General features: G+C 71.6%; 13 protein-coding genes. 7 read left to right on the top strand and 6 right to left on the bottom strand.

The window, feature by feature from the left end:
• Nucleotides 1-8: 8 nt before the first annotated feature.
• The 5 genes from BSB02_RS19500 to BSB02_RS19480 all read right to left on the bottom strand — a co-directional run bounded on the left by BSB02_RS19500 (nucleotide 9) and on the right by BSB02_RS19480 (nucleotide 6,403).
• Nucleotides 9-1,634: an RICIN domain-containing protein gene (locus tag BSB02_RS19500; RefSeq protein ID WP_206184783.1), complete on the bottom strand. Its 1,626-nt coding sequence runs from the start codon at nucleotides 1,632-1,634 to the stop codon at nucleotides 9-11.
• Nucleotides 1,635-1,724: 90 nt separating this feature from the next.
• On the bottom strand, nucleotides 1,725-3,587 hold the full coding sequence (locus BSB02_RS19495; RefSeq protein ID WP_084960434.1) for a DUF6807 family protein: 1,863 nt from the start codon (nucleotides 3,585-3,587) through the stop codon (nucleotides 1,725-1,727).
• Nucleotides 3,584-4,627, bottom strand: coding sequence for a mandelate racemase/muconate lactonizing enzyme family protein (locus BSB02_RS19490; RefSeq protein ID WP_084960585.1), 1,044 nt, complete (start codon nucleotides 4,625-4,627; stop codon nucleotides 3,584-3,586). Before BSB02_RS19490 ends, BSB02_RS19495 begins: the two co-directional genes overlap by 4 nt.
• Nucleotides 4,628-4,632: 5 nt before the next feature.
• Nucleotides 4,633-5,508: a 5-dehydro-4-deoxyglucarate dehydratase gene (locus BSB02_RS19485; RefSeq protein WP_084960433.1), complete on the bottom strand. Its 876-nt coding sequence runs from the start codon at nucleotides 5,506-5,508 to the stop codon at nucleotides 4,633-4,635.
• A 7-nt stretch (nucleotides 5,509-5,515) separates the two neighbouring features.
• Nucleotides 5,516-6,403 (bottom strand): NAD-dependent epimerase/dehydratase family protein, encoded by an 888-nt coding sequence (locus BSB02_RS19480; protein WP_084960432.1) that lies wholly within the window; start codon nucleotides 6,401-6,403, stop codon nucleotides 5,516-5,518.
• 191 nt (nucleotides 6,404-6,594) lie between these two features.
• Here BSB02_RS19480 and BSB02_RS19475 point away from each other — a divergent pair, with 191 nt between their 5' ends.
• The 7 genes from BSB02_RS19475 (at nucleotide 6,595) to BSB02_RS19445 (ending at nucleotide 14,234) form a co-directional block, all read left to right on the top strand.
• Nucleotides 6,595-7,557: a LacI family DNA-binding transcriptional regulator gene (locus BSB02_RS19475; protein WP_084960431.1), complete on the top strand. Its 963-nt coding sequence runs from the start codon at nucleotides 6,595-6,597 to the stop codon at nucleotides 7,555-7,557.
• Nucleotides 7,554-8,495: an aldose epimerase family protein gene (locus BSB02_RS19470; RefSeq protein WP_084960430.1), complete on the top strand. Its 942-nt coding sequence runs from the start codon at nucleotides 7,554-7,556 to the stop codon at nucleotides 8,493-8,495. Before BSB02_RS19475 ends, BSB02_RS19470 begins: the two co-directional genes overlap by 4 nt.
• Nucleotides 8,496-8,695: 200 nt before the next feature.
• On the top strand, nucleotides 8,696-9,661 hold the full coding sequence (locus tag BSB02_RS19465) for a carbohydrate ABC transporter permease (protein ID WP_084960583.1): 966 nt from the start codon (nucleotides 8,696-8,698) through the stop codon (nucleotides 9,659-9,661).
• Nucleotides 9,662-9,749: 88 nt separating this feature from the next.
• Nucleotides 9,750-10,520: a carbohydrate ABC transporter permease gene (locus BSB02_RS19460; RefSeq protein WP_240506541.1), complete on the top strand. Its 771-nt coding sequence runs from the start codon at nucleotides 9,750-9,752 to the stop codon at nucleotides 10,518-10,520.
• Nucleotides 10,521-10,555: 35 nt separating this feature from the next.
• Nucleotides 10,556-11,812: an ABC transporter substrate-binding protein gene (locus BSB02_RS19455; protein WP_158088677.1), complete on the top strand. Its 1,257-nt coding sequence runs from the start codon at nucleotides 10,556-10,558 to the stop codon at nucleotides 11,810-11,812.
• A 57-nt stretch (nucleotides 11,813-11,869) separates the two neighbouring features.
• A complete protein-coding gene (locus BSB02_RS19450; protein ID WP_084960427.1) occupies nucleotides 11,870-13,138 on the top strand; it encodes a Gfo/Idh/MocA family protein in 1,269 nt (422 codons plus the stop codon).
• Between the two features lie 49 nt (nucleotides 13,139-13,187).
• Nucleotides 13,188-14,234: a dienelactone hydrolase family protein gene (locus BSB02_RS19445; protein ID WP_084960426.1), complete on the top strand. Its 1,047-nt coding sequence runs from the start codon at nucleotides 13,188-13,190 to the stop codon at nucleotides 14,232-14,234.
• Here the strand turns inward: BSB02_RS19445 and pulA are convergent.
• Nucleotides 14,229-19,796: a pullulanase-type alpha-1,6-glucosidase gene (pulA, locus tag BSB02_RS19440; RefSeq protein WP_240506517.1), complete on the bottom strand. Its 5,568-nt coding sequence runs from the start codon at nucleotides 19,794-19,796 to the stop codon at nucleotides 14,229-14,231. The two genes, BSB02_RS19445 and pulA, sit on opposite strands and share 6 nt — an antisense overlap.
• Nucleotides 19,797-19,798 lie beyond the last annotated feature (2 nt).

Raw genomic sequence — 19,798 nt, 5'->3', positions numbered from 1 at the left:
GGGTGAGGCTAGCCGAAGGTCACCACGAGGCGGCCGTCGGAGGCGAAGTGCCAGCTCAGGGCGCCGGCGTAGGAGGAGCACCGGGGCCCGTTGGAGCCGGTCCAGAACTGGTTCGTGCCGTCCGCGCTACCGACGATCTTGTCGTTGGTGCCGCTGCCGCTGCGGCAGGAGGTGTTCTGGGTGAACACCGACGTGCCGGCGTCGAAGGAGAAGTTGCGCTCGGCGTTGTCGATGCTGACGTTTCCGGACACCGTCATCGTGCCGGGGTTGCGGTTGTAGGTGAACCCGTGCTTGCCGTTGCGGTAGGCGAAGTTGCGCCGGACGACGTGGTTGACCGCGATGTCCTCGCCGCCGAGCTTGTAGCCGTTGCGGTCGCCGGCGCCGGCCTGGCTGCCGTCGCTGAGCGTGCCGTTGTTGTAGGCCAGCGAGTCCTCGATGGTCACCGGGCCGATGGGGCCGGTGTCGGTCTTGGTGTACAGGTCCCAGCCGTCGTCGATGTTGTTGCGGGCCACGCAGTAGCGGAAGACGTTGCCGGAGCCGACGGTGAGCTTGGCGGCGAAGCCGTCGGCGTCCTCGCCGTCGGAGTCGGCGTTGTCGTGCGACAGCGCGCTGAGGATGAGGTTGTCGGCCGGCCACTGGGCGCGCGGGGTGTCGGAGGCGATCCGCGACAGCTGCAGGCCGGTGTCGCGGTTGTAGCGGGTCACCGTGCGCTCGATGATGTTGTTGCTGCCGCCGACGAAGATCCCGTTGTCGCCGGCCCGCTGCACGACGAGGCCGTAGACGTGCCAGTACGACCCGTTCACGGCCAGGCCGCGGTTGGCCGGGTCCTCGCTTTGGGCCGAGAAGTTCAGCACCGGCGTCTCGCCGGGGTAGGCGGACAGCTTCTTGCGGGCGCTGGAGGTGCCGTTGTTGCCCGGCGCGATGGTGACGGTCTGGGAGAGGTTGTAGGTCCCGCCGCGCATGTAGATCGTCCCGCCGGGGGCGACGCGGGTGATCGCCGAGGTGAGCGTCGTCGGGTTCGACACCGTCCCGGCCGCGCCGTCGGTGCCGTTGGGCGCCACGTACAGCGCGCCGCCCGAGGGCGGCGGCGTGGTCGGGGTGCCGGTCGGCGTCACCGTCGGCGACGGCGAGGGGGACGCCGAGGGGGACGGGGAAGGGTTCGATCCCGACGAGGTGAACGTCCACTGCTTGGTGGTGGCGTTGTCGCAGGAGTTCTGCTTGATCAGGCCGCTGCCGGTGTTCATGCACAGCGAGCTGTTGGCGTTGACGACCCGGTACGCCGTACTGGCGGCCTGGACCGTCCACCGCTGGCTGGCCGCCCCGGTGCACGCCTCCTGCACGACGGCCTTGCCCGCGCTGGTCGAGGCGCCGATCACCCCGGCGCACAGCGAGCCGTTGGTCAGGGCGCCGGACGAGGCCAGCGTCCACTTCTGGTCCGAGCCGCCGTCGCAGGCGGTCTCCTGGAGCTGCGCACCGGCGCCGCCCGCCGGGGCGGTCAGGCACAGGCCGCTGGCCAGGTTCTTGATCACGTACGTTCCCGGGCCCGGGACGGCGGCCGCCTGCGCGGCGCCCGCTAACAGGCCGCCGGCGAGCACGGCCACGGCGGCAACGGAAACCTTGCCGACATGTCGCATGTGGTTTCTCCTCATACGATGGTCCCGCCGGGGACCGCCCCCGGCGGCAGGAGTACGGCCCGCGCCCGGTCCGCGCGGGCCGTACGCTTCTCAGCGGGCGCGCCCGGCGCGGGCGGCCAGCTCGGCCGCCGCCTCGGGGGACAGCCGCCCGTCGGCGACCACCACCGTGACGGCCCTGGACAGCTCGCCGTCCAGGCGCAGCGGGGTGTCCCAGGCCAGGGCGGGCCCGGCGCCCGGGTATTCGGCCACGCGCACGAACCACGGATCGACCGCGCCGCGCTGGAGGAACAGCAGGCTCCAGGCGTCGGACACCAGCGCCAGCCACGGGGCGCGGCTGCCGTGGACGGCCTGCTCGCCGTGCGCCTCGGCGGTGAAGGCGTCCAGGCCGGGGGAGTCCTTGGGGGCGCGCCAGAAGAACCCGCCGTAGCCGGCGCCGGTCCGGCCCTTGCAGGCCGAGCTCTGGATGTCCAGCGGGCCGCCGGACAGCGTGAAGGCGAAGTCCAGGGCCCAGACGCCGTCCAGCCGCCGCGCGGTGAGCCTCCTGCCCTCGCGCACCACCACCCGGCCGTCGGGGCCGACCCAGTCCAGATGCTCGGCGTAGCCGCCGGGCACCGGCTCCAGGCGGCGGCGCCGCTGGCTGCCGTGGTTGGGCAGGATCACCGGGCCCCGGCCGGGCACGTAGGTGGAGCCGCCCCAGAAGTTGACGCCGTCCACGTCGGCGACGGCCACCCCGGCGCCGAAGTGGTGGACGTGGTCGGCGGGCTGGGCCTCGGTGACCACGGTGCCGCCGAGCGTGCGCACCGGATGCAGGTACGGCCGGGGCGCGTCGGTGGCCTGCAGGTCGCCGCGGTAGACGTAGGCGGCCGGCCCGTCGAGGGTGACCTCCGGCCACTCGGCGTCGGCCCGCGCTCCGGGGAAGCCCAGCTCCGACAGCAGCTTCAGCTCCGCGGCGCTGCGTACCGCCAGGCCGGCTATGCCGGGCAGCAGCCTGCGGTGCGGCTCGATCACCTGGTGCTCGCCGGGGATCGGCCGGGGGTCGGGCGCGAGCCGTACGGCGTCGACGAAGCGGGTGAAGGCGCCCGTCGCGGCCAGCGGCACCAGCAGCTCCTCCCCGTCGCGGACGTGCGCGAGGAGGTTGGCCAGCAGGTCGACGCGGCCGTAGCCGGTCCGCACGCCGTCCACCTCGATCTCGTCGGTGGTGTAGAACAGCCGCGCCTGGCCGTCCTCGCCGTGGACGTGCAGGTAGGGCTCATACCGCCGCTCGGCGCACAGGGACACGGCGACGGTGACGACCGTGCCGTCCGCCAGCCGCAGCCGGGCGCTTGAGGTGTCGTCGGACTCGATGGCGTTGGCCCGGTACAGCTCCAGCTCGATGTCCTCGATCGCGTCGGCGGACCGCGCGCCGGCCACGGCCAGCGCGGTGGCGACGGCGTGCGCGAACGGGTTGGTCATCGCGCCGTCCATGACGTCGACGCCGTCCAGCCGCCGCCTGCCCGCCCACGCCGAGCGCGTGAAGTAGCCGGTCGTCCGCTCCCACGCGCCCGCGACGCCGATGCCGCGGATCCGCCCGACGGCCGAGCGCGCGGCGGGCACGGCCAGCGAGCCGAGCGACTGGAAGCCGACCTGGCAGGCGCGCCCGGTCTCGGCGACCGCGCGCAGGATCCGCTCGAACTCCGCCGTCGAGGGCGCGGGCGGCTTCTCCAGCAGCACGTGCGCGCCCGCCCGCAGCGCGGCCTCGGCCAGCCCGGCGTGGGTGTGGATGGGCGTGGCGATCACGGCGATGTCCGCGCCGGTCTTCTCGATGAGCGCGGGCAGGTCGGCCGACTGCGGCACGTCCACGCCGTCCAGCGGCCGGGTGTCGCAGACGCCGGCCAGCTCGGCGCCCGGCAGGCGGCCGATGTTCTGCAGGTGGTGGCGGCCGTAGCCGTGCACTCCCGCGACGACGATCCTCATCGTGCCCACCTCGTCGGATGGCCCGTGGCGCGCAGCCGCGCCCCCTCGATCGCCACCGGGTACGGCTCGGCCAGCACGCCCAGCTCGGCCAGCGAGGCGTCCTCCACCTTCTCCACCATCGCGGGATGGGGCAGGGCGAGGGCCAGCTGCCCGGACAGCTCGGTCAGCAGGTGCGGGTACACCGGCACGTCGAAGGCCCGGGCCAGCTCGGCGATCCGCAGGAACGGGGTGATCCCGCCGACCCTGACCACGTTGGGCTGCACCACGTCGCACGCCCCGGCCACGAGCAGGTCGCGGAAGCCGTGGACGGTGTAGACGTTCTCGCCGACCGCGACCGGCACGCCGATGCTCCGGCGCAGCTCCACGTGGGCGGCCACGTCGTCGGCCGGCAGCGGCTCCTCGATCCAGTGCAGGCCGTACGGCTCCAGCGCCGCCATCGCCCGCCGGGCGCGGTGCAGGTCCCAGCGCTGGTTCGCGTCGACCATGAGGACGGTGTCCGGCCCGATGACCTCGCGGACGGCGGCCACGCGCTCGACGTCCTCGGCCAGGTCCGGCCGGCCCACCTTGATCTTGACGGCCGGCAGCCCCTCGGCCTTCCACCGCCCGGCCTGCGCGACCAGCTCCTCCAGGGAGTAGTGGAGGTTGACGCCGCTGCCGTACACCGGCAGGCTCTCGCGGCGCGCGCCCAGCACCTCCGCCAGGGAGCGCCCGGCGCAGCGCAGGTCCCACAGCGCCAGGTCGATCCCGGCCATCGCGATCGTGACCAGCCCGCCGCGCCCGGCCTCGCTCAGGTGCCGGGACAGGGCGTCCCAGACCAGCTCGGGGTGGGCGGGCAGGCCGGCGACGGCCTCGCGGACGTCGGTGTCGAGCAGAGCCTGGACGGCCCCGGCCCCGATCTGCGGGGTCCAGGAGATCCCGGTGCCGCTCCGCCCGTCCTCCAGCGTGACCTCCACGAAGATCACGTGGTTGGCCGGCACGTCCGGCCCCCACGGCCGGCGCAGCGGCACCGACCGCAGGGTCGTGGTCACGTCCTTGATCATGGCGGTCACGCCGCGACCAGCGACAGCCCGTGCTTGATGAGGGCGTCCAGCTCGGCCTCGTGCCCGGGCGTCAGGTCGGTCAGCGGGGGGCGCACCGGGCCGACGTCCAGCCCTCGCAGCCGCAGCCCGGCCTTGACCAGGGAGACCGCGTAGCCCGGGACCTTGCTGCGCAGCTCCACCAGGGGCGCGTAGAACTCCGTCAGCAGCCGGTCCTCGCCGTTGAAGTAGGCGAGGGCGATCTCGGGGGCGAAGGCGAAGACGGCCGAGGAGTACAGCTCCACGCCCAGGCCGCGGTAGGCGGGCATGGTCAGCTCGGCGGTCGGCAGGCCGTTGAAGAAGGTGAAGCCGGGACCGATCTCCCGGCGGACCGCGAGCACGGTGCGCTGCATCCGGTCGATGTCGCCCAGGCCGTCCTTCAGGCCGATCACGCCGGGGATGCGCGCCAGCTCCACCACGGTGGCCGGGTCGAGCACCACCGAGCCGCGCTGGTAGACGATGACCGGCAGCTCGGCGGCGATGGCGCGCACGTAGGCGGCGAAGCCCGCCTTGGGGCCCTGCGCCAGGTAGGGCGGCATGAGCAGCAGGCCGTCCGCGCCGGCCTCGCGTGCCGCGCGGGCCTGCTCCAGCGCCGCGCCGAGCGGGCCGCCCGCGCCGGCCAGCAGCGGCACCCGGCCTCGGACGGCCTCGGCGGCGACCTGGACCGCGCGGGCGTGCTCGGCCTGCGAGAGCGCGGAGAACTCGCCGGTGCCGCAGGCCACGAACACCGCGCCGGGGCCGTGCTCCAGCCCCTGGCGGATGTGCTCGGCGAGCACCCGCTCGGCCAGCGAGCCGTCGGCGGCGAAGGGGGTCACGGGGAAGAACAGCACACCGCTGAGCTTCATGGGTTCCTCACGAGAGTTCGGTCCGCCAGCTGCGCTTGGCCTGCCAGCCGAGCAGGCGTTCAGCTTTGGCGGAGGAGAAAGCGGGCGTGGTGCCGGTCAGCGAGGAGGCCAGGCCCTCGGTGCCGGGGACGGTCTTGGGCAGCAGGTCGGCCAGCGGCTCGGTGGCCAGCGCGTCGGCCGCGCCGGCGAAGAACACCTCGCCGTTGCGCGGCAGCGAGGGCAGGTGGTCCAGCAGCGCGATCACCATCTCGGCCGCGTCGCGGGCGTCGATGTAGTTGAACAGCGAGGCCCCGGCGATCTCCGGGCGCTCGAGCCGTTCGGCGACGGTGTGGCCGGACTGGGTCGGGGCGCCGGCCCACTCCTCGGGGGCGATGACGAAGCAGGGACGGATCGCGGCCATGCGGGTGGCGGTCGCCGTGCGGGCGAAGGCCTGCATGGTCTGCTCGGCCACCAGCTTGGACAGGCTGTAGGCGTGCCACGGCTGGGCGGGGTGCTCCTCGTCGATGGGCAGGTAGGCGGGCCGCCAGCCGCCGGGCGCGCCGTACCCGATCACGGTCGGGCTGCTGGCCACCACCAGGTTGCCGACGCCGAGCGAGACGGACGCCTCGCAGAGGTTGAAGGCCAGCTGCGTGTTGACCCGGAAGGTCACCGCGTCGGACCGGCTGAACGGGGTGGCGATGGCGGCCAGGTGGACCACGGACTGGGGGCGGAAGCGGGTGACCGCCTCGAAGGCCTCGCCGAGGTCCGTCAGGTCGGCGGGGAGGGTGGCGGCCGCTTCCTGCGGGGTGCCAGGCGCGGTGTCGACGCCGATCACCTCGTGTCCGGCGGCCGCGAGGGCGGTGACGACGCTGCGGCCGAGCCTGCCCGCGCTGCCGGTGACGAGCACTCTGCTCACCGTGTGGACTCCTTCGGAGTGCTGCAATCAGTTGCAGTAAACCCTCGTGGGTAAACCGGGAAACGTCAAGGGGCGATCTCCCGATCCGGCTCCCATCTGGAATTCTGCTGGCAGACCGTCTGCCATGACCGATACAACCGATAGCAGGTGGCCCTATTTCATTGCAACCGGTTGCGCTAGGGTTTGAGGTCGTGACAGTGACGATTCGGGACGTCGCACGAGCTTCGGGCGTGCATGTGTCCACCGTGTCGCGGACCTTCTCGGCTCCGCATCTGGTCAACGCCGAGACCCGCGCCAGGGTGCTGGCGGTGGCGGAGGAGCTCGGCTACCGGCCCAACCGGGCCGCGCGCGCTCTCACGACGGGGCGCACGCACAACATCGGGCTGATCGTGGCGGACATCGCCAACCCCTTCTTCCCCCCGTTGATCAAGGCCGCGCAGTCCTCGGCCCGCGAGCGGGACTACCACCTGTTCGTGGCCGACACCGACGAGGACCCCGCCGTGGAGGAGGAGCTCGTGCTGGCCTTCTCCAAGCAGGTGGACGGGGTGATCCTGTGCAGTCCCCGCCTGTCGAACAAGGCGCTGGACAAGCTCGCGGAACGTGTGCCGTTCGTGCTGGTCAACCGGCGGCTGCGGGGCGTGGCCACGGTCCTGATGGACGTCGCGCAGGGCGCCCGGTCGGCCGTGGAGCACCTGGCCGCGCTCGGGCACCGCCGCGTGGCGCTGGTCTCCGGCCCCGCCGGCTCGTGGACCAGCGGGGAGATCAAGCAGGCCGCCGCCGAGGTCCCCGGGGTGGAGCTCGTGGTCATCGGCCCCAACGCCCCCACCGAGCAGGCCGGCATCCGCGCCGCCGCGGCGGTGGCCGAGGCGGGCGTGACCGGCGTGCTCGCCTACAACGACCTGGTGGCGATCGGCCTCATCGAGGGCCTGGCCGAGCGGGGCGTGAGCGTGCCGGAGGACGTCAGCGTCGTCGGCATCGACGACATCGTCCCCGGCCGGCTGAACCGGCCCAAGCTCACCACCGTCGCCATGCCCACCGCCGACGCCGGGCGGCTGGCCGTCGAGCTGCTCATCCAGTCCGTCACCGCCTCCACCACCCTCGAGACCAAGCTCGTCGTCAGAGAATCCACCGCACCTCCGAAAGGCCTCACGTGAACTTCGGCACCACTCCCTCCGGCGAACCGGTCGAGCGCCACGTCCTGGACAACGGCCGGCTGCGCGTCGCCGTGCTGACCTACGGGGCGACCGTCCAGAGCCTGCAGGTCCCCGACGGGACCAACGTCGTGCTGGGCCTGGACACCCTGGAGGGCTACCTGGAGCGCAGCCGCTACTTCGGCGCGGTCGTGGGCCGCTACGGCAACCGGATCGCCTACGGCCGGTTCACCCTCGACGGCGTGGAGTACCGCCTGCCGGTCAACAACGGCGACCACAGCCTCCACGGCGGGCTGCGCGGCTTCGACAAGCGGGTGTGGAGCGCCGAGGCCGTCACCGGCACCGCGATCACGCTGAGGTACGTCAGCGCCGACGGCGAGGAGGGCTACCCCGGCACGCTGACGGCCGAGGTGACCTACTCGCTGGAGGACACCGCGCTGCGCATGGACTACCGCGCCACGACCGACGCGCCCACCGTGGTCAACCTGACCAACCACTCCTACTTCAACCTGGCCGGATCCGGCGACGTGCTCGGGCACGTGGTCACCATGGCGGCCGAGCGCTACCTGCCCGTGGACGAGGGCAAGATCCCCACCGGCGAGCTGGCCCCGGTCGCGGGCACGCCGTACGACTTCACCTCGCCCGCGCGGGTCGGCGACCGGCTGGAGGGGTGCTACGACCACTGCTTCGTGCTCTCCGGCGGCATCCGGGTCGAGGAGCCGGTCAGCGGGCGGGTGATGGAGGTGACCACCACCGAGCCGGGGGTGCAGTTCTACACCGGGCACATGCTCGACGGCGAGGCCACGCCGTACGGGCCGTTCGCGGGGCTGTGCCTGGAGACGCAGCACTTCCCCGACTCGCCCAACCGGCCCGCCTTCCCCTCGACCGTGCTGCGGCCGGGCGAGGAGTACGTCTCGACCACGGTCTACCGGTTCGGATGAGCTGCAATCGGTTGTACAAACAAGCCTTCCCGGCATCGCGAGCTTTAGGCTCGTGATCCTGAAGCAAGCCGCGCTGACATGTGTGGATGCGTTATCGATATATCGGTAACGGCGAAATAACGGCTTGCAAAGGGTTGACGCCTCTGCGGGATAGCTATAGGAAAGCGCTATCCGTTCACGACCTGCCGGAAGGGCACGTGATGACGACTGACTCGGTGGCGGTGGAGCCGCGGGCGGCGCAGCTGCGCCCACCGGCCCACCGCCGGGAGAAAAAGCAGCCGTGGAAGCGCCGGGAGGCCCGCACCGCCTACGTCTTCCTGGCGCCCTGGTTCCTCGGCCTGTTCGCGATCACGATCGGCCCGATCCTGGCCTCGCTCTACCTGTCCTTCACCGAGTACAACCTCCTGGAGGACCCCAAGTGGGTGGGCTGGGCCAACTACGCGGAGATGTTCACCGAGGACGACCGCTTCCTCACCTCGCTGAAGGTGACGACGATCTACGTGGTCGTCTCGGTGCCCATGCAGCTCGCCTTCGCCCTGGCGCTGGCCCTGGCCCTGGACCGGGGGCTGTGCGGGCTGCCCATCTACCGCTCGATCTACTACCTGCCGTCCCTGCTGGGCGGCAGCGTGGCCATCTCGATCCTGTGGCGGAAGATCTTCGGGACCGACGGCCTGGTCAACTCCGTGCTGGCGATCTTCGGCATCCAGGGCCCCGGCTGGGTCACCGACCCCGACACCGCCCTCGGCACGCTGATCCTCCTGCACGTGTGGACGTTCGGCGCGCCGATGGTCATCTTCCTGGCCGGGCTGCGCCAGATCCCGCAGAGCTACTACGAGGCGGCGGCGGTCGACGGGGCCGGCAGGTTCCGCCAGTTCCGCTCGATCACCCTGCCCCTGCTGACGCCGATCATCTTCTTCAACCTGGTGCTGGAGGTCATCAAGTCCTTCCAGTCCTTCACCCAGTCGTTCATCGTCAGCAACGGCACCGGCGGCCCGGTCGACTCCACGCTCTTCTACACGCTCTACCTCTACCTCAAGGGCTTCAAGAGCTTCGAGATGGGCTACGCGGCCGCCATGGCGTGGGTGCTGCTGGTCATCATCGCCGGGCTGACCGGCGTCAACTTCCTCATGTCGAAGTATTGGGTCTTCTATGGCGACACCAAGTAACGCGGTCCGCGGCAAGGCTGCCTTCCCGCTGTTCCGCCCGGCCCCGCGACTGGTCAAGCACCTGCTGCTGATCGCCTTCGGGCTGGTCATGCTCTACCCGCTGCTGTGGATGGTCTCCAGCTCCTTCAAGCCGGAGGAGCTCATCTTCCGCGAGCCGGGACTGTGGCCGAGCCAGGTGACGCTGGACAACTACACCGAGGGCTGGGTCGCGCTGAAGCACTCCTTCGGCTACTACCTGTGGAACTCGGCGGTGATCACCGCCCTGTCGGTCGTCGCCAACCTCGTGGCCTGCTCGCTGGCCGCCTACGCCTTCGCCCGGCTGGACTTCCCGCTCAAGAAGGTGTGGTTCGCGGTCATGCTGGGCTCGATCATGCTGCCGCACCACGTCACGGTCGTGCCGCAGTACATCATGTTCGCCAAGTTCGAGTGGATCAACACGATCTGGCCGCTGGTCGTGCCCAAGTTCCTGGCCACCGACGCCTTCTTCATCTTCCTGATGGTGCAGTTCATCAGGACCCTGCCCCGCGAGCTGGACGAGGCCGCCGCCATCGACGGCGCCGGCTACTGGAAGACCTTCTTCCGCGTCATCATCCCGCTGTGCATGCCGGCCCTGGCCACCACCGGCATCTTCACCTTCATTTGGACCTGGAACGACTTCTTCAGCCAGAACCTGTACCTGACCAACTCCGACAACCTCACGGTCCCGGTCGCGCTGCGCCAGTTCCTCGACTCCAGCGGCGAGTCCTCGTGGGGCCCCATGTTCGCGATGTCGATCGTGTCGCTCGGACCGATCTTCGGCTTCTTCCTGGCCGGCCAGAAGTACCTCATCCGCGGTATGGCGACCACCGGCCTCAAGTAGTCCTCCCACCCCCCTTATCCCAGGAGGTAATCGCAGTGAAGCGCATACTGGCGGTCGCCCTGCTCGCGGCGGCCGTGACCGCGTGCGGAAGCGGCGACGACGGCGAGTCCGCCGGAGGCAAGACCAAGATCACCTTCTCCTACTGGGGCAGCGACGCCCGCCAGAAGCTCACCGAGGAGGCGATCAAGAAGTTCGAGCAGAAGAACCCGGCCATCGACGTGGAGGGCGACTTCTCCGACTGGGACAGCTACTACGAGAAGCTGGCCACCAAGGTCGCCGCGGGCGACGCGCCCGACGTGATGACCATCGAGATCCGCGGCCTGGCCGAGTACGCCGGGCGCGGCGCCCTCGCCGACCTGTCGGGCAAGGTCGACACCGCCGACCTCGACGCCTCGGTGCTGCCCGCCGGCCAGGTGGACGGCAAGCAGTACGCCCTCCCGACCGGCGTCAACTCCTTCTCCCTCGTGGTGAACAAGTCCACCATCGAGAAGGCCGGCCAGAAGCTGCCCGACGACGCCTCCTGGACCTGGGACGACTTCGTCTCCCTCGCCCAGCAGATCTCCGAGAAGGGCGGCGGCACCATCTACGGCGCCGAGTACAACTACAACCCGGCCTTCCTGCAGATCTTCGCGGCCCAGCGCGGGGAGAAGCTGTACGACAACGGCAAGATCGGCGTCTCGGCCCAGACCGTGAAGGACTGGTGGGCCGTCATCCATAAGCTGATCGAGACCAAGGGCGCGCCGGACGCCGCCAAGATGGCCGAGGTCGGCACCAAGGTCGACCAGGCGCTGCTGGCCACCAACACCGGCGCGATGGGCCTGTGGTGGAGCAACCAGCTCGGCGCCCTGACCAAGGGCTCCGGCCAGGAGCTCGACCTGATGCGGGTGCCCAAGGCCCAGGGCGCGACCACCTCCGGCATGTTCCTGCAGCCCGCGATGCACTACGCGATCTCGGCCAAGACCGAGCACTCGGCCGAGGCGCAGAAGTTCATCGACTTCATGCTGAACGACCCCGAGGCCGGGGCGATCGTGCTGTCCGACCGCGGCCTGCCGATCAACTCCAAGGTGCTGGCCGCCATCAAGGACAAGCTGCCGCCCGCCGACCAGAAGGTGCTCGCCTTCATGGACTCGGTCAAGAGCGAGCTGGTCCCGACCGTGGTGCCGCCCAAGGGCGCCATGCAGATGGAGGACATCCTCAAGCGCAACTCCGAGGAGGTCATGTTCGGCAAGACCACCCCGGACGCCGGGGCCCAGAAGTTCCTGCAAGAGGCCAACGCCGCGCTCGCCGGCTGACCTGATCACGGTACGGCGGGGCCCCGGGCCGGGCCCCGCCCCTTCGGGAGAGACCACATGAGATACGCCTTCGTCGGGCTCGGGCACCGCGCGCAGATGTACGTCGACGCGCTGCTCGGCGAGTGGAGCGACGCCGGGACCATCACCGGCCTGTGCGACACCAACCGCACCCGCATGCGCTACTACGCCGAGCGCATCGGCCGGGAGGTGCCGTGCTTCGCGCCCGAGGAGTTCGACAAGATGCTCGAGCTCGCCGACGCGGTCGTGGTGGCCACCGTGGACGCCACGCACGCCCACTACGTCTGCGCCGCCCTCGACGCCGGGCGGGACGTCATCTGCGAAAAGCCCCTCACCGTCGACGCCGGGAGCTGCGCCCGCATCGCCGAGGCGGCCGAGCGCAGCACCGGCAGGCTGATCGTCACCTTCAACTACCGCTACGCGCCGCGCAACTCGGCGGTGCGGCGGCTCATCATGGACGGCGCGATCGGCGAGGTCACCTCCGTCCACTTCGAATGGACGCTGGACACCATCCACGGCGCCGACTACTTCCGCCGCTGGCACCGCGACAGGGCCAACTCCGGCGGGCTGCTCGTCCACAAGTCCACCCACCACTTCGACCTGGTCAACTGGTGGCTGGCCGACGCGCCGTCGCTGGTGTTCGCGCAGACCTCGCTGCGGTTCTACGGCCCGGACAACGCGCCAGGACCGCGGCCTCCCCGCGCCCACGGCGCGCCCGGCCTCGGCACCGACCCGTTCCTGCTGGACATCTCGGCCGACCCGCGGCTCAAGCGGCTCTACCTGGACGCCGAGCACGAGGACGGCTACCTCCGCGACCAGGACGTCTTCGCGCCCGGGGTGACCATCGACGACAACATGGCCGTGCTGGTGCGGTACGCCCAGGGGGCGCTGCTGACCTACTCGCTGAACGCGCACGCGCCCTGGGAGGGGTACCGCGTGGCCTTCAACGGCACGGCGGGGCGGCTGGAGCTGGAGGTCGTCGAACGCGCCTGGACCCCGCCGCACGCGGCCATCGACCCCAGCGCGGCCGCCAAGGAGCACGCGGCCGGGGCCTGGGAGCGGCTGCGGCTGCACCGGCACTGGCGGGAGCCGGAGGAGGTGCCGATCCAGGGCGGCTCCGGCGGCCACGGCGGGGGCGACGCCCTGCTGCTCGACGACGTCTTCCGCGGCCCGGGGGACGATCCGCTGGCTCGCCAGGCGGGCTACCGTGACGGGATCCGCAGCGTGCTGGTGGGCGTGGCGGCCAACATGTCCGCCGCCTCGGGAACTCCCGTCCACCTGGCCGCCGAGGGCACCCGCCTGGCCTGACACGCTGCCGCGTTTCGCGGCGGGCGGCGCCGCGACGTCAAGGAGGTTCATGACCGGGATACCGCGCGGCCTTGGCGCCTTCGCCGGGCTCGTGGACATCGCGACCAGGCAACGCGGGCTCTTCCCCGACCCCGGACCGGCCTTCCGCGAACAGGCCAGGGAAGCCATCGGCGTCCTCGACCTCCAGGCCACCGGCGTCAAGGTCGAGCGCACCTGGACCGACGGCGACCTGGCGGGCGAGGAGCTGTCGTGGTCCGTCGGCTTCGGCCCCCGCACCCGCGCCTACCTCCTGCGCCCCCGCGACCACGCCGGACCCCTCCCCGGCGTGGTGGCCCTGCACTGCCACTCCGGCATGAAATGGCACGGCAAGGAGAAGATCGCCGACGGCCCCGAGCCGCCCTCCCCGGAGGTGCGGGGCCTGCGCGAGAGGATCTACGGCGGACGCGCCTACGCCAACGCCCTGGCCCGCCGGGGCTTCGCCGTCCTCGCCCACGACGTGTTCGCCTGGGGCAGCCGCCGCTTCGAGCCGATCGCCCCCACCACGCCCGGCGCCTACGACGAGGCGGCCTCCGCCCACGAGTACGTGCTCGCCAAGTACTGCACCCTGCTCGGCACCTCCTTCGCCGGCGTGGTGGCCGCCGAGGACCTGGCCGCCGCGGCCTACCTGCGCTCCAGGCCCGACGTCACCTCGGTGGCCTGCCTCGGCCTGTCCGGCGGCGGCCTGCGCGCCGCCATGCTGGGCGCCTTCGACCCGCGCATCACAGCCGTCGTCGTCGCCGCGATGCTGTCCTCCTCCCGCGACATGCTCGACGGCCACGTCGAGAACCACACCTGGATGCTCTACCCGCCCGGCCTGTCGCGGCTGGGCGACTGGCCCGACCTGGCCGCCGCCCGCGCGCCCGCCCCGCTCATGGTCCAGTACGCCACGGGCGACCACCTCTTCCCGGAAAGCGGTATGCGCCGGGCCCATGGGCGCGTCGCCGAGCATTACCGCGACGCGCCCGGCGCCTACGAGGGCGTCTTCGTCGACGCCCCCCACAGCTTCACGGTCCCCATGCAGGAGCGTGCCTTCGACTGGCTGGCCCGCTGGCTATGACCGTACGAACACGGCCACCGTCCTGGCCGGGACGGTCAGCGTGCCCGTCGCCGCGTCGAAGGCCGACTGCTTGACCACCTCGTCGTCCGAGGCCGCCTGGACCGGGTGCAGCCCGACCCGCTGCCCGGCGAGCGCGGGCATCGCCTGGGTGTGGGCGACCGGCGTGGCGTTGAAGACCACCGTGATCGACTTCCAGCGCGCATCGACGCCGGTCGCGTCGATGTGCATGGTGATCACGCCGTCGGCCGAGTCCGGGAAGGTCACCCGCTTCTGGATCTCGGCCGGCGAGCCGAGCGCGAAGGCGGGGGAGGAGGAGCGGATCCGCAGCAGCTCGCCGTACCGGGCCCGGGCCGCGCCGATCGCCGCGCAGTCCGGCTTCAGCGCCGGGTCGGCCAGCAGCGGGCGCGCGTACTCCCACTTGGGCCCGTTGTCGGCCTTGGGCGGCAGTCCCGAGCCGAACCCGTTGCCCGCCGAGCAGTCCCACAGCAGCCGGTTGAACCAGTCGCCGGAGTCGTAGGAGTTGCGGTCCAGCGACTTGGACCGCAGCCGCTCGCTCCCGGCGTGCACGAACGTCGTGCCCTGCGACAGGACCGCCGTGGCCAGCGACAGCGTCTGCATGCGCACGCGGTCGGCCATGCCCGTGGCCTGGGGCAGCTTGTAGGCCAGCGCGTCGAACAGGGTCTCGTTGTCGTGCGCGTCCACATATGTCACGACCTCGCCCGGCGTGGCAGCGTACCCGGCCGGGTGGCCGTTGTAGTCGATCTCCGATCCCTTCTTGCCCGACGGCAGCACGTAGTCCTTCAGGTTGCCGGTCAGCCCGATCCTGATGATGTCGGCATACCTGCGCAGCCTGGCCAGCTGCTGCTCAGGCGTGCCGTTGGCGGGCGAGCCGTTCGGGGCTCCCGCCAGCCCGGAGCCGAAGCCCTGGATGCGCGGGTCGGCGTCGAAGGGGCCGCCGCCGCGCACGGCGTCGCGCAGCCGGTCGCTGAAGGTGCCGACGCCGGTCCCGGCCATGTTGGCCTGGGTGGCCTGCTCGAAGCGGGCGTCGTCGGCGACCTCGCCGAAGTTCCAGCCCTCGCCGTACAGGATGATCGACTTGCCGTCCACGCCGTCCCTGTCGAGGGTGAGCCGGTCCAGGGCCTTCCTGACGGCCAGGATGTTGGCCTTGGGGTGGTGGCCCATGAGGTCGAACCGGAACCCGTCGACCTTGTACTGCCTGGCCCATGTGACGACCGAGTCGACGACGAGCCTGCCCATCATGGCGTGCTCGGGCGCGGTGTTGGCGCAGCAGGTGGAGGTGGCCACGGCGCCGTCCTCCAGCAGCCGGTGGTAGTAGCCAGGCACGATCCTGTCGAGCACGTCGAGTGAGTGGGTGTGGTTGTAGACCACGTCCATCACCACGCGCAGCCCGGCCCGATTGAGCCCGGCCACCATGCCGCGGAACTCCTTGATCCGGTCGTCCGGGTCGGTGGCGTAGGACCCCTCCGGCACCGTGTAGTGCAGCGGGTCGTAGCCCCAGTTGAAGGAGTCCTTGGCGGCGGTCCTGGCCACGCACTCCTGCTGCTGCTCGGAATCGGGCGGCATGGCGGCCAGGTCGCAGTCGGGCTCGGTGCGGTCGGCCCTGCGCTCGGGGACGGTGGCGAAGTCGAAGGCTGGCAGCAGGTGGACGTGGGTGAGCCCGTCCTTGGCGAGCGCGCGCAGCTCCCGCATGCCGGTCCCGTCGCCGGCGAAGGCGGCGTAGGTGCCGCGCTGCGCGGCCGGGACGCTCGCGTCGGAGGCGCTGAAGTCGCGCACGTGCAGCTCGTAGATCGACGCCCGGTCCTGGGGCACGGCCCTCGGCTTGGCGAGCCTGTCCCACCCGGAGGGCTTGTGCTGGGCGCTGTCCAGGTCCACCAGGCGGCTGCGTACGCCGTCGGGCGCCACGGCCAGGCTGTAGGGGTCGGTCACCTCGTTGGTGACGACCTTGCCCGCGGCGGGGGAGTAGACGGTGACGAGGTAGGTGTAGTCGCGGCCCATCCAGGACGGCTTGCCGGTGACCGACCAGACGCCCGTCTCGTCGTCGCGCCGCATCCTGTGCTCGGTACGGCCGCCGCCGTACAGGACGAGCCTGACCTGCTGGGCGGTGGGCGCCCACAGCGACAGCCTCGGCAGGGCCTTCCCGGTCGGGCCGAGCGCGGCGGTGACGGCCTTGCCGTACAGGTCGTCCAGGACGCCGGGGATCTGCACGCCGGTGGCGGTGAGCAGCGCGCCGGAGGCGCTGCGTTCGACGGCGACGACCTGGCCGCGCAGCGCCTGCTTGACCAGCTCGGCGTCGCGCGGGTCGACCTTGAGCGCGCCGTGGGAGGCCAGGTGCGGCCACTTGGCCTTCTGGGCGTCGGTCAGCGTGCCGGGGACCAGCCGGATCAGGCGCACGTCGCCGGTCAGGTCGCCGTCTTCGTAGGCGATGTCGCCCTTGGGGGAGAAGGCCAGGAAGTGGCGTGAGGAGGCGGGGACCTTCCACAGCACCGTGTCGCGGTCGATCCAGTGCGCCCGGGCCTTGGACAGGTCGGCGTCCGCGCCGGTCGCCGTGGGCTGGGGCAGCACGTAACCCTCCGTGGCCGCCAGGCGCCAGGCCTCGTGGCCGGTCGTGACCAGGTCGAGCGCCTGGTCGGCGGGCAGGTCCTTGGTGTCGCCGCGGTGGATGATGTAGCTCAGGCTCTTCGCCCCGGCGGCCAGCGGGACCCGATAGTAGACACCGAACCTATCGCTCCCGGCGGGCATCAGCGGCGCGTTCCACTCGGTGGGGGTGGCGGCGCCGGCCCACACGTGCAGCCCCCACCCGTCGTAGTCGCCGTCCGGGCGGTGGTAGTGGAGCACGGCCGTGTTCTGGGCGGCGGCCAGGGTGGGGTGGATGACGTCGGAGCCGGAGTTGACGTACGCCTCGGGCTGGGCCGACGGGACGAACGCCTGGTCGGGGCCGGGATCTTTGGCGTCGCCGCGGTGGATGATGTAGTTCAGCGGGGCGTCGGGGTTCTTCAGCGGCACCTTCCAGAACGCGCCGAAGGAGTCGACGCCGTCGGGCATGCGCGGGTTGGCCCAGTCCGTGCCCGCGCCGTCGGCGATCGCCTCGCCCCACAGGTGCAGGCCCCAGCCGTCGTACTGCTTGTCGGGACGGCTGTAGTGGACGGTGGCGTAGCCCTGGGCGGCGGCCCGCGAGGCGTAGGTGTCGGGCCTGCCCTGGGCGATCCAGACCTCGCCGGTCCTGGCCGGGTTGACGATCCGGTCGCCGCCGTCCTTCTCGTCGCCCTTGTGGGCGATGACGCCGACGCTGGTCGCGCCGGGCTTCAGCTTGATCCAGGCGAAGCGGCCGTAGCCGTCCTCGCCCCGGAGCGGCAGGGGGCCGGCCCAGTCGGTGGGCTGCTCGACGTCGCCCCACACGTGCAGGCCCCAGCCGTCGTAGTCGCCGCCTGGGCGGTTGTAGTGGACGACGAGCCAGTCGCGCTTGACCGCGCCGGGCGGCTCGGGGGCGGGGTCGGGGCCCACGGTGGCCTGCGCGCTCGCCGAGGCGATCCGGCCGGCGGCGTCCTTCACGACTGCCTTGTAGGTGATCGTCGTGCCCGCCGGGATGCCCGCCAGATCATGAAATATCCGGAAGGTGCGGCCGTTGGGGGCGTCGTCGGTGCCCAGCACCCGCCAGCCGCCGTCGCCCACCCTGGCGGCGAAGGTCACCTGGGCGAAGCCGGTGCCGGGGACGGTGGCCGTGACGGGGACGCGGCCGTCCTCGGCGGTGCCGCGGATCTGCGTGCCGGGCAGGGCGATCGAGATCGCCGGGCCCTCGGCGGGCGGCGCGGCCTTGGCCGACGCCTTGTAGACGACGGCGGACAGGGCGGGGACCGTCACCGCCAGCCTGCCGTCCGTTCCCGACGTCGCCGTGGCCGCTCCGCCGTACACCTGCGTGAACGCCATGGACGGCGAGTAGGTGGGGATGCTCGCCTGCGCGGCGGTCTCGGCGTTGTTGACGGCGACGACGTACTCGACCTGCTCGCGGGCGTTGATGCGGGACAGCGCGTACACCGAGCCGCTGGCCAGCCGCTCGATCTGGGCGCCGTCGGCCAGCGCCGGATGGTCGTCGCGCAGCTTGGCCAGTTCGGCGATCCCCTGGTAGAGCGGGTGCGCGGGCGTGTAGTTGTCCACCGCGTGGGTGGCGTCGGTGCCGATGAGGTCGTCGCCGAGGTAGTCCGGCGTCTTGGAGGCGAACATGTCCTGCCGGGCGTCCTTGTCGCCGCCCTCGCCGGTGAAGCCCTGCTCGTCGCCGTAGTAGACCACCGGCTGGCCGCGCACCAGGAACATCAGCCCGTGCGCGAGCAGGTCGCGGCGCAGCAGCTCGGCGTCGCCCGCGCCGGGGTTGTCGCGGGCCAGGAAGTGGCCGATGCGGCCCATGTCGTGGTTGCCGAGGAAGGTCGGCAGCGAGGCGGCGTTGGAGTCGGCGTCGAGGTGGTAGTCGTCGGCCGCGAACAGCGCGGCCAGCTTGGCGGCTCCGGCCGTGCCGCCGCTGAAGGCCCGCGCGGCCTCCTGGAAGGGGAAGTCGAGAGTGGCGTTCATGCCGCCGCGCGTGGAGTAGCGGCTGGTGAAGGCCGGGTCGCTTGAGTAGACCTCGCCGAACATGAAGAAGCGGCTGTTGCCCAGCTGGGCCGCGTAGCCGCGCAGGGCGGGGGAGAACTTCTCCCAGAACCCCATGTCGACGTGCCGCGCGGTGTCGATGCGGAACCCGTCGACGCCGGTCTCCCGCACCCAGGTCCGGTAGATGTCGATCATGCCCTGGCGCACCTCGGGCCGCTCGGTCCACAGGTCGTCCAGGCCGAAGAAGTCGCCGTACTCCGAGCTCTCGCCGGTGAAGGTGGAGTCGCCCCGGTTGTGGTACATCGTCGGGTCGTTGAGCCACTTCGGCGTCTTGACGTCCTTGGGCGCGACGGGCGTGTAGGGGAAGGACTCGGCGCTCACCTTGGGGAACGGGTCGGCCGTGCGGTCGTCGAAGGGCACGCCGTCGGCGTCGAGGTAAGGGTAGGCGGCCTTGGAGCGGTAGGAGTACGTCTTCTCCGCGTAGTCGACGACGTCGGCGGTGTGGTTGGTGATGATGTCGAAGAAGACCTTCATCCCGCGCCGGTGCGCCTCGTCGACCAGCCGCTTCATCTGGGCGTTGGTGCCCAGGTGCGGGTCGATCCTGGTGAAGTCGGTGATCCAGTAGCCGTGGTACCCGGCCGAGTCGCCCTGGACGGGCTTGTTCTGAAACGCCGGGGTGATCCACAGGGCGGTGGCGCCGAGGCCCTGGATGTAGTCGAGCCTGTCCAGCAGGCCCTTGAGGTCGCCGCCGTGGTAGAAGCCCTTGTCGGCCGGGTCGAAGCCGGTGCGGGTGCGGTCGCCGGCCAGGCCGCCGGTGTCGTTGCCGGCCTCGCCGTTGGCGAACCGGTCGGTCATGGCGAAGTAGAAGCGCTCCCGCGACAGGTCCGCGCGGAGCGCGTCGCGGGCCAGCTCGGCGTCTCCGGGCTCGGCCGTACGGCTCAGCGCCGCCACCGGGGCCGGCACCG

The sequence above is a fragment of the Thermoactinospora rubra genome (assembly GCF_002093975.1).
GTDB lineage: Bacteria > Actinomycetota > Actinomycetes > Streptosporangiales > Streptosporangiaceae > Nonomuraea > Nonomuraea rubra_A.
The sequence above is the reverse complement of the archived record's forward strand: the minus strand, read 5'-3'. Positions and strand labels throughout refer to the sequence as shown.